This is a genomic window from Corynebacterium sp. CMW7794 (assembly GCF_001563605.1).
GTDB classification, from domain to species: Bacteria; Actinomycetota; Actinomycetes; order Mycobacteriales; family Mycobacteriaceae; genus Corynebacterium; species Corynebacterium phoceense.
On the sequence record NZ_KQ961757.1, the window covers coordinates 27,180 to 41,231 of the forward strand.

The following is a 14,052-nucleotide window of genomic DNA, read 5'->3' on the forward strand; positions in this document are numbered from 1 at the left end:
TCCCCTGTTTCGCCCCTGCGGCGCGGCAGAGCCGAACGAGTGCGTTCACGGCCGGACTAGAAGCAGAAAAAGGATGATGAGGCAATGGCAGATCGCGTACTGCGCGGCAGCCGTATGGGCGCCGTAAGCTATGAAACCGACCGCGACCACGATCTCGCGCCGCGTCAGATGGTGAAGTACCGCACCGAAGATGGCGACGTATTCGAGGTTCCCTTCGCGGACGAGGCCGAAATCCCCGAGGAATGGCTGTGCAAGAACGGCAAGTGGGGCACCCTCGTCGAGGGCGAGGGCGTCGAGTCCAAGCCGGCCAAGCCGCCGCGCACCCACTGGGACATGCTGCTCGAGCGTCGTTCCATCGACGAGCTTGAGGAGCTGCTGCAGCAGCGCATCGAGAACCTGCGCAGTCGCCGCCGCACTGCCGCTCGCTTGCTCAAGGAGCAGGAAGAGGCGCAGTCCAAGTAAGTCCCCCGCGAGACTTCCCCGAAGCACCCCGTCCCAGCACGCTGCTGGTGGCGGGGTGCTTCCGTGTTGTGCCGGTGCGCCCGTCCGCCGCCGAAAACACCGCGAGCCCCAACCCGAAGGTTGGGGCTCGCGGCGTCTCTATCTCTCGCAAGCGGTCCCTCTCGGCGGTGTCTTACGCCGCCGCCCCGGAACCAGGGGCTCTCAACTCTCTCAAGGTATGCGCTCTCTCAAACGCATGAATTCATTATGGGGCACGGAGCTGCTTGGACGCTTCCGCGCAACTTCGCGTCGGCTGGCAATTCCTGACAGTTTCCTGCTGGATACTCCCCCTACGCTGCACTCGACTCCGGGCTAGCTCCCCGCGTCGTCTTTGATGGACAGCGCCGGCCACTGCAGCGCGAGCTCGCCCAGGTAGATGGCCAGCGCAGGCCCCACCGCGACGACGAAGAAGAGCCAGCCGCCCCACGCGCTCGGCACGAAGAAAGGAAAGCCGAGGAGCAGCGCCCACGGCACCAGCGCGAGAAGCGTGCGCGGAAGGAAGCGCACGGCGGACGTTGCGGCGGCAGCGAGACGGTGGGCGAAGGGGGCATCGGCAAGCTGGGGGTCCAGATGGAAGAACCAGACGGTAATGCCGGCGAGTACGATGAGGCCTGAGAGTAGGCCCGCGCGGAGAACGAGGCCCGCGGTGCCGAACTCAGCGCGGGCGATGATGGCGAACTCATAGGCGGCCAATGCACCTACGGCGAGGACGATGAGCCACCATGCCGAATTGATGCCTGGGCGCACGAGCAAGCGGCGCAGGAATGTCCGGCCGCGGCTGGTGCCTTCCTCGCGGACCATGTCCCCGATGACGTCGTGCGCGGTGCGCAGGCTCATGCCCGCCGTGAAGATGGGGAAGCTGGAGACCACGAGCAACACGTTGACGATGACCAAATCAGCGAAGAGGGAGAGCACCTCGTAGAACTTGGATTCGGGTCCCAGGAATCTATTCATAAGCCTCTACCCTATTCGATGGACATGGAAACGCCCCGCACAGGCCGTGCGGGGCGGAGTGCGTGGCGTTTAACCCTTGACGGCGCCGGCGGCGACACCCTCGATGATGTGCTTCTGCGTCACGAAGTAGAAAATGACGATGGGGATGATGGCGAGCACGAGCATGGCCATCATGGCGCCCATGTCGCGGTTACCGTTGGAGCCGACGAAGGATTGGACGACGACCGGGATGGTCTTGTACCGGGTGGAAAGGCCGATGACGAGGTACGGCAGAAGGTAGTCGTTCCAGACCCACATGGCGTTGAGGATGGCCACCGTGACGGCGGTGGGCTTGAGCATGGGCAGGACTACCTTGAAGTAGTTCTGGATGGGGCCGCAGCCGTCGATCATGGCGGCTTCCTCGATCTCCACCGGGATGGATTTGACGAAGCCAGCGAACATAAACACCGACAGGCCCGAGCCGAAGCCCAAGTAAAGTACGACGATGCCCAGCGGGTTGTTGAGGTGGAGCATATCTGCGATCTTCACCGTGGGGAACATGACCATCTGGAACGGAATAATCATGGACACGACGAAGAGGTAGTACAGAAGGTTCGTCCACCACGTCTTCACGCGGGTGATGTAGTACGCGGTCATCGCGGAGAAGAACACGATGACGGCGACGGACAGGATGGTGATGACAAACGACCACAGGGTGGCTTCGAGGAAGCCCTGCTTCATCAGGCCTACTGCGAAGTTCTCAAACCCGACGAAGGTCTCTCCTACCGGAATGGAAAACGGGTCCGAGGAAATGGCGAACTTCGACTTAAACGAGTTGATGATGATGAACAGGATGGGGCCGAGGAAGACGACGGTGAAGAACGCGAGGACAAAGTAGATGATGGTCTTCGCGCCGCCGGACATCTTGGTTGCGTTGTCCGTGGGCAGCTTGTGGACCTTGGCCGCGGGCTTCTTGGCCTCGTGCGGGTTGTTGGTGACGGGGGCAGTCATGGTTTAGGCCTCGACTTCCTTGCTTCGGGTCGCGCGTAGCTGGAAGTACGCGATGACGACCACGACGACGACGAAGATGACGGCCTTGGCCTGGCCCACTCCTTCGACGTTCATGCGGTTAAAGAGGGTATTGACGATATTGAGGGCGACCATCTCGGTCTGCCCGCCCGGCGCGCCGTTGGTGAGCGCCAGGTTCTGGTCGAAGAGTTTGAAGGAGTTCGCCAGGGTAAGGAAGAGGCAGATGGTAATCGAGGGCATGACCATGGGGATGGTGACGTGGCGCAGCATCTCCCATTTGCTCACGCCGTCGAGCTCGGCGGCCTCGATGAGCTCTGGCGGAACGTTCTGCAAGCCCGCGATGTAGATGATCATCATGTAGCCCACGAGCTGCCAGTTGAGAAGCATGATAAGGCCGGCGTAGCCGAACTTCCAGTCCGCGCTGATCGTCGTGGCGTAATGCGAGAGCACCGCGTTAATCATGGTCTGCCAGGTGTAGCCCAGCACGATGCCGCCGATGAGGTTCGGCATGAAGAAGACCGTGCGGAAGAAGTTGGTGCCCTTGAGCTTGCGTGTGAGCATCCACGCGAGCATGAAGGAGAAGAAGTTGACCGTGATGACGGAGACGATGACGACGAGGACCGTGAAGAGGAACGCGTCGATGAAGCCCTCGCGTTCAGAGAAGGCCTTGGTGTAATTGCTCAGGCCGACCCACTTGGCGTTGGTGATGGTGGTGAACTTCGTGAACGACAGGAAGAAGCCGATGACGAAGGGCACGAGGAATGCGATGAGGAACGCGAGGAGGGTGGGCAAGACGAAGACTGGAAAGTACTTCTTCAGTGTTGCTTGCATGAATATCTCACCTAATTTGGTTGGTATGTGAGGGGCTCTGCGGCGAGCCTGGAGTCATTCGCAGGAGAATGTGCTGGTGCTTTCCTGCCGTAGGTGGCGGGAAGGAACCAGCACACGCCCCTGCGCCGCGCCACCAGCCGGCAATGGGGGTCAGCGACGCGGGTAGGTTCCGAGGAGGCGGCCCGGTAGGGTTTTGGGCCGCGGCGTATTAGGTATGCGGGCGGGTGAGCCTGCTCGCCTACTCAGTCCAGTTGGCTTCCTTCTCGGCCTTCCAGTCATCCTTGAACTGGGTGACGACGTCCTCCCACTTCATGGTGCCGGAGGCGTACTGGCTCAGCGCCTGGCCGAAGTCGTCCTTGAACTGCTGGGACGGGAAGTACTGGAATGCCCACGGGATGGTCGTAATGTCCTTGTTGGAGATGGACTCCTGGATCTGCTTGGCCAGCGGGTCATTCGGGGTGTCGGTCTCGCTGTAGGAGTTGAACGGCGCGACGAAGCCCAGGTCGTTGATGACGTGCTGCTTGCCCTCATCAGAAGTAAACAGCCAATCGACGAAATCCTTGGTGGCCTGCTGGTCGGCATCGGAAGCATTGGCGTTTACGCCGAGGTAGTTCTCCGTGCCCACGTTGAGTCCGAAGTCCTGCTCATTCGGCAGGCCCATGTACATGGGCAGGAACTTGATCTTGTCTTCCTTGACCACGTTGCCCTTGGTCTCGGAAATCTGGGACCATGCCCAGTTACCGTTCTGGACCATCGCGGCCTTACCCTGTGCGAACTCGGCCATGGAGTCGGAGACGGTCTTCGCCGGGGCCAGGGTCTTCTCCACGGTGGAGTCGGTGAGGTACAGGTCGAAGAGGTTCTTGTACTCGTTGGAGTACTTGAACTCGACCTCCGTCTTATCCTCGACGCCGTCGTCCTGGAACTCCTGCCAGATCGGTGCGTTGGCCAGGTGGGTCTGCCAGCGCCAGTCCTCGCCCGGGGTAAGCGAGGTGGAAGCGAAGGCGCCCTCGATGCCGAGCTCGCCCTTCTTGGCCTGCATGTCGTCCGCGACTTCCTTGAGCTTGTCGAAGCTCGTGATTTCGTCCGTGGACTTGATCTTCGCGCCGGGCAGCGCGATGTACTTGTCGAAGATCTCCTGGTTGATGATGATGCCGAAGCCCTCGACGGCGAACGGCACGCCCTTCGTGGTGCCCTCGTCATCCTGAAGCGCCGGGACGTCCTCGGTGAGCTCCTGGGCAATCTTGGTGTCAGACATGTCAGCCATGTAGTCCTGCCACGTGATGAAGCCGGCGGGGCCGTTGACCTGGAAGAGAGTCGGGGCTTCATCCTTGCCGATTTCTGCCTTGAGCGTTTGCTCGTAGCTTCCCGATGCCGCCGTGACGACCTTGACGGGCACTCCGGTGCTCTCGGTGTACTCCTTGGCGATCTCCTGGTAGGCGGCGTCCTGCTCCGGCTTGAAGTTCAGGAAGTAGACGGAGCCGGAGTCATCCCCCGAATCGCCCGACGAGCAGGCAACGAGGGTGGTGGTGGCGAGCAGAGCGCTCAGGGAGATAGATGCGATGCGAGTAAGACGCTTCATCGGGTCCTCTTTCTAGGTGTGAAGCCCTACCCTGATGGTGCCGATGTTCGGCGGGCAAGGCTACGGAATGCCTGTGGAGTTATCCCCTGGTGGTCGCGCGGGAGCCTGAGTCAAGCTCGTCACTGGTCCTAACCACCGGGGTGGCGTCGTAGTACCTTGCCGCGGTGTGGACATGTCCAATGGTGACGATGCCCAGCCTTGTGTCCGTGAGTGTGGACTTTTCTGGTGTCCAAGGTGCTACTGACCTCAACAATCAGCTTAGTGATTCTATTGAGCTGGGCCAAACATGAATGTAACATGCGCGGTATTTTGTGACATGTTGCATAGGTTAACACAGTTAACTGCCCCTCATATAGGGGGGTGAACGGGCATAAACGGTCAATGCTCGGTGTAAATTCGCGTCTGAAATCTTTTATACGGAGCGGAACGGTCCCATCCGGAACAAATCCCACCGTCCTGCGGTAGTGTCCACTTTCCTGCAGGCTATATCCTAAGGCGGCGTCGTCACTCCGGGTCACTCCGAGAGGGGTGGCTGGAGAAGCCGCGCCTCATCACGGCGGCTGGGTAGGACCGTCATGAGATAGGACTGCGTGGCCTCGGCCAAGGGCACGGCGGCGCCGCGATGCTCGGCCATGAACCACCTGTGGTCCGAAATTTCGTGGAAGAGCTGCGCAGGCTCGAGCTTGAAGCGTGCGTCTTCCGGCACGGCGGCGATGGTCGGCTCGTATTCCTCCGTGAGCCAACGGTGCGCCGCCTGCTCGAGGCTCGCCGTTTCGGCGCATTCCAAGGCGCGGAAGGTGCGGATGGCCCCCAGCAGGCGCTGTGCCTGGTGTTCCTCCGCCGACAGGCCGGTGAGCTCGAGGAGCAGGCGATGGTGGTGCCCAGGCGATACGACAACGGGCCGGAGTGTGACGTTCGCGCGGTCGGCCTCGGTCTCGACGCGCAACTCCCCCACGTCGAAGCCGAGGCTCGCCAGCCTTTCGACACGTTCGGTAATCCGCCACGGTTCGCCCGCGTCAATGGCTTCTTCCGCCGTGAGCTCACGCCATAAGTCCTCGTAGGACGACTCCACAAGCGTGCCCAACGCGATGACGTCGATGTCCTCGGCGAGGTACCCGCCTGCCTGGAGGTCCATCATTTCGCCGATGATGTTGACGCGCGCGATGTCGAGGTCGTAGGCACGGCGGGCATCAGAAAGCTGGGCCTGGAACTCCCCGGTCTCGGCGTCGACGAGGTAGGCCGAGTAGGTGTCTGCGTCGCGCCGGAAAAGCGTGTTGGACAGGGAGACGTCGCCCCAGTAGAACCCCAGGAGGTGCAGGCGCACGAGCAGGACGGCGAGCGCCTGAATGAGTTTCTCCGGCTGGCCCGGCACCATGTCCTGCGAGAAGAGCTCGCGGTAGGGCAACGAGAATTCAAGGTGTTCCGTAATGAGCGCCGCCGTGAGCTCGCCATCGCGCGGGTTAACGGGCTGGCGGCCGGTGATGACGGCGACCGGTGCCACTGCCGGGGCGCCCACGCGCTGGAGTTCGCGCAGCATCTTGTACTCGTGGTGAGCCGTGCGCACGCCAATCTCCTTAACAGCCACGACGCCGGTGCGCGCGTCGACCCCCTGCGTCGGCGCGGCGCCGAGCTCGATAAACCGCACCACGTGGCGCGAAATGCCGCGTGGCAGGGCCGTGATGAGCTCGGCTGGCCACTGCTCCAGCGGCACGCCCCAGGGCAGGGTAAGTAGCGCCGCCGCATAGGTCGACGACGTAATATTCATCGATTCGCGCACGGCGCCCTCCTTTGCGCTTCAGGGCAGGGGTTGCTTACGGTAGGCGCCGACCCGTCGAGGCGGAGAAGTTGTGCTGGCCGCCCTCGACGATGCGCGCATGGAAGACGCTGCCCGGCGCCGGCGCGGTGTTCGGTGCCGAGCGCACGACGATCTGGCCGGACTCGGCGACGTCTTCGGCGCTGGAGCCTAGGTCGCCATCGCCCACGAGCTTGCCGTAGAGGTACGAGTCCGAGCCGAGCTCCTCGACGAAGTCGAGCTGGATCGGAATAGAGTGCTCGGTGGACTCGCCCTCGCCGATAATCTGGAGAGCCTCCGGACGGAAGCCGATGGTGATCTTGTTGTTGTCCTCCGGCACCATGGCATCGAGCGTCTCGCGCGAGAGCTTAATGTGCGCCTCGCCCGAGGTTGCCACGCCGTCGGCGCCCACGGTGAAGGTGCCCAGGTTCATAGCCGGCGAACCGATGAAGCCGGCGACGAAGACGTTGTCCGGGCGGTCGTAGAGTTCCCGCGGGCTGCCCACCTGCTGGAGGTAGCCGTCCTTGAGCACCGCGATACGGTCGCCCATGGTGAGGGCCTCGGTCTGGTCGTGGGTGACGTAGACCGTCGTCACGCCCAGCTTGTGTTGGAGGGCTGCAATCTGAGTACGGGTCTGGACACGCAGCTTCGCGTCCAGGTTGGACAGCGGTTCATCCATGAGGAAGACTTGCGGGTTACGCACGATGGCACGGCCCATGGCCACACGCTGGCGCTGACCACCGGACAGGGCCTTGGGCTTGCGCTCGAGGAACTCCGTAAGGCCCAGGGTCTTCGCGGCCTCGTCGACGCGGGCGTTGATTTCCTCCTTGGACTTTCCTGCGATCTTCAGGGCGAAGCCCATGTTGTCGCGGACCGTCATGTGCGGGTAGAGCGCGTAGTTCTGGAAGACCATGGCGATGTCGCGGTCGCGGGGCGCGACGTTCGTGACGTCCTTGTCGCCGATGTAGATATTGCCGCTGGTGACCTGCTCCAAGCCGGCGAGCATGCGCAGCGTGGTCGACTTACCGCAGCCGGACGGGCCGACGAGGACGAGGAACTCCCCGTCTGCGATTTCCAGGTCAAATTCCTTGACCGTGGGCTCCGCGGCCCCCGGGTAGGTGAGCGAGGCCTTCTTGAATGAAACGGTTGCCATGAGTTTTCTGTCCCTCCATCGGCAGGTACGTGCCGAACGATCCGTAGTGTGGGTGGCGTCGCACTCCGATTGATGTACGACCTATCCTCGAGCCTAGCACTGTGACTCGCTCAACCTGAATATCGCGCGGTGTCACATATCTCACCGTCCTGGCGGTATAAAAAATCCCCGAACGAGTGCCCGGGGAATTCTGCGCAGTGCGCTGTTACTTCTTGTTGAGTTCGTGCTCGACGAGCTTGCGCATCTCGCCAAAGAAGCCGACGAGGTAGTCCTTCTTCTTGCCCACCTTGGTACCCAGATCCAGGTCCTGGATCATGCGCTTGCCCACGGCGCCGAAATCGTTGACGTAGCCCTCGACCTGGTCGCGGCGGTGCGCGACTCCCCACTTGGTGACCTCGGCGAGGGAATCCTTGACAAAAGAGCCGTCGAGCTTGGACTCGCCCAGCTCGCGCTCGGTGAAGGTAATCGGCACCTCGCGCACGTCGTAGCCAGCGCGGATGGCGCGGTTGGCGACGTCGACCTGGAAGATGTAGCCCTTGCGGGACAGATCATCGAAGTCGAGGAACTCAAGCAGCTCACGGCGGAAGGCGCGGTAGCCTGCCGTCATATCGGACAGGCCAGCGCCGAGCGCCATCGAGATGTAGACGTTGCCCAGGCGCGAGAGTAGCTGGCGGTTGACCGGCCAGTTGACGGTCTTGCCGCCCGGCACGTAGCGCGAGCCAATGACGAGGTCGGCGCCCTTCTCGATCTCCTCGAGGAGCAGGTGGAGTTCCTCCGGCGCGTGGGAGCCATCGGCATCCATCTCGCACAGCACCTGGTAGTCGCGCTCGAGACCCCACTCGAAACCGGCGAGGTAGGCACCCAGCAGGCCGCCCTTTCCCTCACGGTGGAGGACGTGCAGGCGCGCGTCCTCGGCGGCGAGCTGGTCTGCGGCCTTGCCCGTGCCGTCCGGTGAGTTGTCATCGACAATGAGGATGTGGACCTGCTGCAGGGCCTTACGGACACGGCCCGTAATGAGCGGCAGGTTCTCGAGCTCGTTGTACGTCGGGATGATGACGAGCGTCTTCTCCAGGCGCTCCGGTGCAATGGTGGTCATGAATTCTCCTCGTTAGTTTTCTGCGTGCGCGGGAGGCGGTTGGACCGCCACGCGGCGGCGACCGCGGCGAGGCCGATGAGAACGGCCACGGCTTGCAGTAACGCGCCATATTTTACCGCAGGCGTGATTCCTTCTCGCAGTGGGAGTTCCTCAATGAGATATTGTTGCTCGAAAATACCGGACTCCTGCGAGACCCGACCGTCTGGATGGACGATGGCGGATACGCCCGAGGTTGCCGCAACGACCACCGCGCGGTCCGTCTCGATGGCGCGCAGGCGGCTCATGGCGAGCTGCTGGAACGTCATATCCGAGAACCCGAACGTCGCGTTATTGGTCGGCGTGGCGAGAATCTGCGCACCGTTACGCACCGACGTGCGGTACGCCGCGTCGAACGCCACCTCGTAGCACGTGGCCAGTCCCACGGCGATGCCGCCCATGTGCACGACACCCGGCCCGTTGCCCGGCTTGAAATCTCCCGCCAGGTCCACCAGGTCCGTGATTGTGCGGAAGAAGCTGCGCCACGGCATGGTCTCGCCGAAGGGCTGGAGGTACTTCTTATAGTGGTGCTCGCCCACGGAGCCGTCTGCGTTGAAGACCTGCATGGTGTTGCGCTCGCCTACCTCGTCCACGGTGAGCGTGCCCACCACAATCGGTGCCCCCGCGGCCTGCACCGCGGATTGGATGAGCGCCATGGCCTCGGCGTCGCGGAAAGGATTGACGTCCGAGGAATTCTCGGGCCAAATATACAGGTCCACGTCAGGGTCAGCCTTCGCCGCCTTCGCCGTGGCCTGAACATGGTTCGCGAGCACCGCGCGGCGCTGCGCGTTGAAGTCGAGCCCCAGCCGCGGCACATTGCCTTGGATGGCCGCGACCTTCGTCGTCCCCACTGTGCGTCCTGGGTCGTTGACACCCAGCCCCGCCACGAGCCCCAGCACCACCGGCAGGACGACGGCCGCCGCAGCCCACGACTCGCGCCAGGCGTGCCGTAGCACTGCCAGGTAGAGCGCCGCTACGCCCGTACCCACGAGTGCCGCCGCGAGCGAGACGAGCGCTGTGCCGCCCCATGCCGCGAGGTTCGCCAGCGGGCCATTCATCTGGCCCCAGGCCAGCCGCACCCACGCAAAACCGCCGAAAGGCACCGAGGAACGCAGCAGCTCAATCGCCAGATAGAAGAACGGGAAGCCGAGCCAGCCCCAGCGCCAGCGCGCGAGCAGTACGGCGCCGGGCGTGAGCAGCAGCGCGTAGACGGACAGCCACAGCGCGAGCGCGACGTACGGCATTGTGCCCACCAGCTCGCCAATCCAGGGCAGCATGAGCAGGTATTGCGTGAGCGCATGGACAAAGCCGATGAGGGCGGCTCGGCCGGCGCGCACAGGCACGCCGCGCCAAGGCACGCACGAGAGCCAGAGCATGCCGATGCCCCCTAGCCCCGCCCACCATAATCCGTGCGGTTCGTAGGAAAAATAGACGGCGACGCCGGCCAACGCCGCAAGCAGCAGGCGCGGGAGCAGCGTCGCCGTGGCCGAGAGGGCCGCGCGGAGTCTCACTGGGCGGTGCCCTTGGAGTTGCCAGGATCCTGCGGACGTCCGAAGTCCTCGGGATTGACGGACTCGCTCCAGCGATGGATTTCTTCTTCGTCGATGACCTCGTAGCCGCCGGAGCCGAACGTTCCGTACGAGTTGTGCTGCGCGTCCGGAATGGGCGATGCCTCGTAGATACGCATGCCCATGCGCTCGACGCCGCGCATGAAAGAAAAGCCCATGAGCTTGCGCGTGAGTGCACGCGTCGGCGGCAGGAGCAGCAGGATGCCCACGATGGCCGTGAGGAAGCCAGGAATGGACAGGAGGATGCCTCCGGCGATGGTGAGGCCCACGTTGCCCGCGAGCTTACCCGCGCCTTCTTGCTTCATATACAGCGCGCCGGAGGCCTTGTCCTGGACGATTTGGCGCGCCATGAGGCGGCGCACCTCCCACATGGCCACGGCCATGCCGAAGAACATGGTGACGAACAATGCGATGAGCGCCCAGCCGACGCCGAGGAGCTTGGCCACGCCGTAGAAGGCGAGCGTCTCGAAGACGAAGTAGGCGAAGAAGAACAGTGCTGGCATAGTGCCCACCAGCCTAGCGTCTGGAGGCGAGAGAATTCGCATAGCAACCCGCGCGTTCGCTGTCAGCGTGCGGCCGAGCACCCGAGCCGATACCGTCCCCGCGCGGCTGCGCCTTAGACTGGGACGCTATGAGCACTTCTACCCCATCGACCGTCCGCCTCGTGCCCACCGGCGCTGCTCTCCACTCGCCGGAGTGGCTGGCCCTCGCCGAGCTCGCCCGCACGCATGGCGACGGCCAGGTTTATCTCGGCACGCGTGGCACCGTGGAACTGCGCGGCGTGCAGGAGCCCGATGCCGCCCGCGCCGCCGCCCCGCAGACCCTCCAGGCCCCAGTCCCCGTTCTCCTTGACTCGCTCGATCTCGCCGCCGTGGAGATGGCCGAGCACGTTGGCGCGGCGCTGGACGATCTCTTCGCCGGCCGCTACGCCATCGACTTCGAGCCGGACGGTGGTGCCTTTGGTTCCTCCCCGGGCTTTGTCCTCGATCCGAAGGTCCGCCCCGACCCCGACGATGAGGACGCCGCTGAGTACGCGGACCTCATCGCGCTCATCAGCCCGGCACGCCGCGCGCTGGCACGTCGCGATGCCGCGGACCCGTTCGTTGTAGGCGTCGGCTCCCCCACAGGTGATGTGCATCGTCACCGCCCGCACCTGCTCGTCGCACCGGCGAAGGACCAGACGGTCTATACCCCGCGCGGCGAGCACCGCACCCCGGTGGAGATGCAGGGCGCTACCGCGCGCATGCTCCTCGACAACCTCGTCGAGGAAGCCCTCGCGTTGCTCGCAGGCGACGCCGACGCGGGACAGGGGCCTGCCACCCCGCCGGTGCAGGAGGCGAAGAACCCGCCCATCGGCTGGTTCGAGGAGCATCTCCCCGACGGTCATGCGGCCCTCGGCGCCGCGCTTCCCGAGGGCTCGATGCCTGCCGAGTACGCCGAGATGATCGGCCGCATGGACGTCGACACGGTGCTCACGCCGTGGGGCGGCGTCGTCTTCCCTGACCTGCCCGTCGCTGACGCAGACGTCGTGGTCCGCTTCCTCGCCCCACGCGGCTTCGTCTTCGACATCAACTCGCCGCTGCTCTAGGTTCCTCGCCATCCCAGCGAACGAAACCCCACCCACACTCGCCGATCGTGTACAAATTTCGCGAGAGTCGGTGGGGTTTGGTCCGGCTAGCGGGGCATGTGCCGCCAGAGTGGGCGCGGAACGCAGCGCATGACCCAGGCCAGCAGCCGCAGCGCGCCCGGAATCCACAGCGTGCGGCTGCGCCCCGAATCCATCGCCCGCACGACCGCGCGTGCCACGACGTCCGGCGTGACCGAGAGCGGCGCCGGCTTCATGCCCGTGGTCATCGAGCCGATGACGAAGCCCGGACGCGCCGTGATGAGTGCCAGCGGCCCGCCATGCAGCCGGTCCGCGAGCCCCTGACAGAACGCGTCGAGGCCTGCCTTCGTCGAGCCGTAGACGTAATTCGCCCGTCGGGCGCGCCAGCCTGCAATCGACGAAAACGCCGCGATGTGGCCCGACTCCATGATGTCGGCGAGCACCGTGAGCATGGATACCTGCGCTGCGTAGTCGATGGTCGCGATCTCCGCCGCATGCGCCTCGTCGTGTTCCGCCCGCTCCTGGTCGCCCAGGATGCCGAACGCTACCACCGCAGTCGTCACGGGACCGGCGAGCTCGACGGCCTGCTCCACCACACGACGGTGCGCGGCAAGGTCCGCTGCATCGAAGTCGATAATGTACACGGCCGTGGCGCCGCGCGCCGTGAGTTCGCGCTGCAGCGCCTCGAGTCCATGCGAGCCGCGCGCAGCCAGCACCACCGGGCGCCCTAGTGCGAGCAGCCGGGCGATCTCCCCGCCAATGTCGCTGCGCCCGCCGAGGATCAGCACCGCTCCCATTAGCGCAGCTCCCGCGGGCAGGCGTTAAGCGACTCACAGCCGTCCGCCGTCGTCACCACGATGTCTTCCAGGCGCATGCCCCACGTACCCTCGAGGTAGATGCCTGGCTCGATGGAGAAGGTCATGCCCTCCTCAAGCACGAGCTCATTGCCCGCGAGAAGGAACGGCTCCTCGTGGACCGAGAGACCAATGCCGTGGCCCGTGCGGTGAAAGAAGGCGTCGCCGAAGCCCGCCTCGGCTATCACGGAGCGTGCGGCGGCATCGACGTCCTGGGCGCGCACGCCCGGCGCGGCAAGCGCCCGCGCCGCTGCTTGTGCCTCGGCGAGGATGGCGTAGGCGTCGCGGAAGGGGGCATCGGCAAGCTCGGGCCCACCCACGACGTAGGTGCGGGTGCAGTCCGAGTGGTAGCCCGCGCCGAACGTGCCTCCGATGTCGACGACGACCGGCTCGCCCTCGGCCAGCACGCGGTCCGAGAAGCTGTGGTGCGGATTCGCGCCGTTGGGCCCAGAGCCGACGATGATGAAGTCGACGGAGACGTGCTCAGCGAGGATGCGCTCCTCGATATCCGCGGCGACCTCGCGCTCCGTGCGGCCAGCGCGCAGCAACTCCGGAACGGCTTCATGGACGCGGTCGATGGCGGCCGCCGCCCCGCGCAGCTGCTTGAGCTCCGCGTCATCCTTGCGCATGAATAGTTCTGAAAGCGCCGTCGACGCCAGTGAGAGCTTCGCGTCCGGCGCGTGTTCCTGGAGCTTAAAGAGGTGGTCCGCGGTGAGCGACGCCGAGACCGCGAGCCGCGCGTAGCCGGCCTCGCCCAGCGCGAGCCCGTACGGGTCCTCGCCATCGGCCCACCCGGAAAGCTCCACGCCCATCTCAGGCACGGCCGTGGACTGCAGCTCGAGCACATCCGTCTGCGGCGCGACGAGACGCGGCGTCCCCTCGGCCGGGATGACCAGCGCGGTGAGGCGCTCATTGGAGGTCATCCACGAGCCAGTGAGGTACGCGAAATCCGGGCCCGTCGCAGCAAGTAGCGCGTCGAGCCCCTGCGCGCGCAGGACCTCCTGGGCACGTGCCACGCGCGCGGCGTAGACGGACGGGGCAAAAGGTTTAATCTCATGCGACATGCTGGTTAGT

Annotated in this window: 13 protein-coding genes; 2 read left to right on the forward strand and 11 right to left on the reverse strand. The window is 64.4% G+C overall.

From position 1 onward, the window contains the following. Nucleotides 1–84: 84 nt before the first annotated feature. A complete protein-coding gene (locus HMPREF3227_RS08755; protein ID WP_066488077.1) occupies nt 85–462 on the forward strand; it encodes an RNA polymerase-binding protein RbpA in 378 nt (125 codons plus the stop codon). A 351-nt stretch (nt 463–813) separates the two neighbouring features. Here HMPREF3227_RS08755 and HMPREF3227_RS08760 read toward each other — a convergent pair whose 3' ends face one another. The 9 genes from HMPREF3227_RS08760 to HMPREF3227_RS08800 form a co-directional block, all read right to left on the reverse strand. Continuing rightward, nucleotides 814–1,455: a MusI family membrane protein gene (locus HMPREF3227_RS08760; RefSeq protein WP_066512259.1), complete on the reverse strand. Its 642-nt coding sequence runs from the start codon at nt 1,453–1,455 to the stop codon at nt 814–816. A 69-nt stretch (nt 1,456–1,524) separates the two neighbouring features. Then, nucleotides 1,525–2,445: a carbohydrate ABC transporter permease gene (locus HMPREF3227_RS08765; RefSeq protein WP_066488082.1), complete on the reverse strand. Its 921-nt coding sequence runs from the start codon at nt 2,443–2,445 to the stop codon at nt 1,525–1,527. Nucleotides 2,446–2,448: 3 nt separating this feature from the next. After that, nucleotides 2,449–3,294 (reverse strand): carbohydrate ABC transporter permease, encoded by an 846-nt coding sequence (locus tag HMPREF3227_RS08770; protein WP_066488087.1) that lies wholly within the window; start codon nt 3,292–3,294, stop codon nt 2,449–2,451. A gap of 238 nt (nt 3,295–3,532) precedes the next feature. Beyond that, nucleotides 3,533–4,873 carry an ABC transporter substrate-binding protein gene (locus HMPREF3227_RS08775; RefSeq protein ID WP_066488091.1) on the reverse strand — a complete coding sequence of 447 codons (1,341 nt, stop codon included), beginning with the start codon at nt 4,871–4,873 and terminating at the stop codon, nt 3,533–3,535. A gap of 514 nt (nt 4,874–5,387) precedes the next feature. Then, a complete protein-coding gene (locus HMPREF3227_RS08780; RefSeq protein ID WP_066488093.1) occupies nt 5,388–6,650 on the reverse strand; it encodes a DUF4032 domain-containing protein in 1,263 nt (420 codons plus the stop codon). A 34-nt stretch (nt 6,651–6,684) separates the two neighbouring features. Further along, nucleotides 6,685–7,818 carry an ABC transporter ATP-binding protein gene (locus HMPREF3227_RS08785; protein ID WP_066512266.1) on the reverse strand — a complete coding sequence of 378 codons (1,134 nt, stop codon included), beginning with the start codon at nt 7,816–7,818 and terminating at the stop codon, nt 6,685–6,687. Nucleotides 7,819–8,023: 205 nt separating this feature from the next. Next, the gene (locus HMPREF3227_RS08790; RefSeq protein WP_066488120.1) at nt 8,024–8,914 is read right to left on the reverse strand and encodes a polyprenol monophosphomannose synthase; all 891 of its coding nucleotides are present in this window, start codon (nt 8,912–8,914) and stop codon (nt 8,024–8,026) included. Then, nucleotides 8,911–10,461, reverse strand: coding sequence for an apolipoprotein N-acyltransferase (gene lnt, locus HMPREF3227_RS08795; protein ID WP_231725049.1), 1,551 nt, complete (start codon nt 10,459–10,461; stop codon nt 8,911–8,913). The genes HMPREF3227_RS08790 and lnt overlap by 4 nt, the downstream gene beginning before the upstream one ends. Next, nucleotides 10,458–11,021: an FxsA family protein gene (locus tag HMPREF3227_RS08800; protein WP_066488127.1), complete on the reverse strand. Its 564-nt coding sequence runs from the start codon at nt 11,019–11,021 to the stop codon at nt 10,458–10,460. Before HMPREF3227_RS08800 ends, lnt begins: the two co-directional genes overlap by 4 nt. Before the next feature lie 128 nt (nt 11,022–11,149). Between HMPREF3227_RS08800 and HMPREF3227_RS08805 the strand changes: the two genes are divergently transcribed. Continuing rightward, complete coding sequence (locus tag HMPREF3227_RS08805) at nt 11,150–12,106, forward strand: hypothetical protein (protein ID WP_066488137.1); 957 nt, start codon at nt 11,150–11,152, stop codon at nt 12,104–12,106. 86 nt (nt 12,107–12,192) lie between these two features. Here HMPREF3227_RS08805 and HMPREF3227_RS08810 read toward each other — a convergent pair whose 3' ends face one another. Both HMPREF3227_RS08810 and HMPREF3227_RS08815 read right to left on the reverse strand, forming a co-directional pair. Continuing rightward, entirely contained in the window at nt 12,193–12,921 is a 729-nt protein-coding gene (locus HMPREF3227_RS08810) for an SDR family oxidoreductase (RefSeq protein ID WP_066488143.1), read from the reverse strand. Then, complete coding sequence (locus HMPREF3227_RS08815; RefSeq protein WP_066488146.1) at nt 12,921–14,042, reverse strand: M24 family metallopeptidase; 1,122 nt, start codon at nt 14,040–14,042, stop codon at nt 12,921–12,923. Before HMPREF3227_RS08815 ends, HMPREF3227_RS08810 begins: the two co-directional genes overlap by 1 nt. Nucleotides 14,043–14,052 lie beyond the last annotated feature (10 nt).

Excerpts from the sequence above, each read along its gene's own strand:
- HMPREF3227_RS08785 (WP_066512266.1), bottom strand. The coding sequence starts at position 7,818 with ATGGCAACCGTTTCATTCAAGAAGGCCTCGCTCACCTACCCGGGGGCC.
- HMPREF3227_RS08790 (WP_066488120.1), bottom strand. The coding sequence starts at position 8,914 with ATGACCACCATTGCACCGGAGCGCCTGGAGAAGACGCTCGTCATCATC.
- HMPREF3227_RS08810 (WP_066488143.1), bottom strand. The coding sequence starts at position 12,921 with ATGGGAGCGGTGCTGATCCTCGGCGGGCGCAGCGACATTGGCGGGGAG.
- HMPREF3227_RS08755 (WP_066488077.1), top strand. The coding sequence starts at position 85 with ATGGCAGATCGCGTACTGCGCGGCAGCCGTATGGGCGCCGTAAGCTAT.
- HMPREF3227_RS08765 (WP_066488082.1), bottom strand. The coding sequence starts at position 2,445 with ATGACTGCCCCCGTCACCAACAACCCGCACGAGGCCAAGAAGCCCGCG.
- HMPREF3227_RS08775 (WP_066488091.1), bottom strand. The coding sequence starts at position 4,873 with ATGAAGCGTCTTACTCGCATCGCATCTATCTCCCTGAGCGCTCTGCTC.
- HMPREF3227_RS08805 (WP_066488137.1), top strand. The coding sequence starts at position 11,150 with ATGAGCACTTCTACCCCATCGACCGTCCGCCTCGTGCCCACCGGCGCT.
- HMPREF3227_RS08815 (WP_066488146.1), bottom strand. The coding sequence starts at position 14,042 with ATGTCGCATGAGATTAAACCTTTTGCCCCGTCCGTCTACGCCGCGCGC.
- HMPREF3227_RS08800 (WP_066488127.1), bottom strand. The coding sequence starts at position 11,021 with ATGCCAGCACTGTTCTTCTTCGCCTACTTCGTCTTCGAGACGCTCGCC.
- HMPREF3227_RS08770 (WP_066488087.1), bottom strand. The coding sequence starts at position 3,294 with ATGCAAGCAACACTGAAGAAGTACTTTCCAGTCTTCGTCTTGCCCACC.
- HMPREF3227_RS08760 (WP_066512259.1), bottom strand. The coding sequence starts at position 1,455 with ATGAATAGATTCCTGGGACCCGAATCCAAGTTCTACGAGGTGCTCTCC.